At 45.6% G+C, this 783-nt stretch carries 1 protein-coding gene; it reads left to right on the top strand.

Annotation, left to right across the window (positions count from 1 at the left end; translation table 11 throughout):
- On the top strand, window positions 1–783 hold a 783-nt coding region (locus R7E78_RS25965), incomplete at both ends, for a PAS domain-containing protein (protein ID WP_318058586.1).

The raw sequence follows: 783 nt of genomic DNA, 5'->3' as shown, positions 1-783 counted from the left end.
ACAAACCAAACGCGAACACTATTCAAAAGGTAATACACTCTTTATTTACCTCTTTGCGACGGTTGGGGTGGTAGCGTCAGTCATTGCTACCAGCACGTTTTTCATCTTCAAAAGAAAGGTGGCAACACGCTTTAGCCACTTTGCAGAAGGCATTAACGAAATCGCCTCCCAATATCAGCTTGAAGGTTTGCAGTCCGTAAAGTTCGATGAGTTAGAACTCGCGACAAAGCTTGTGCAAAAGCTCTCTGAAAACACGTCTATGACTCAGTTACAGCTGAAAGACTCCATGGAGAAATTCGGCGCACTTTACCACAGCTCATCGTTAGGCATGCTGATCGTTATTGAACGTGAAATCGTCGACGCCAACCATCGAGCGCTTGAACTACTGAGTTATAAAAAGTCCGACCTTCTTGAGCAGCCATTAGACACGCTCTGCCCTACGACTGCAGATGAGTGTCGTGTTGATGCAATGTATCGAGAGCTTCAACATGGCCGCAATCAGTTTGAAGCACAGATGCTAGACAGCCACGGCGAAACCATCGATTGTTTAATAGAAGCAACACTGATTCAGCACAACGGGCACACCGCCTTGATGCTGCTGTTGCAAGATTTGAGTGAAAACAAACAACAAGCTGAGATGATTCAAAAGCTGACCGATTTTGATCCTGTGTCTGGCTTTTGTAATCGCCCGGTAATCTTAGGTGCACTTGAAGAGTTGGTGAAACACCAGCCGAATCACTTCTCGTTCATCTACATAACAAGTAAGAGCCTCAAGCAAATCGC

The sequence above is a fragment of the Vibrio sp. YT-19(2023) genome (genome assembly GCF_033337395.1).
Note: the sequence above shows the minus strand (reverse complement) of the source record. Positions and strands in the feature narration are given on the sequence as shown.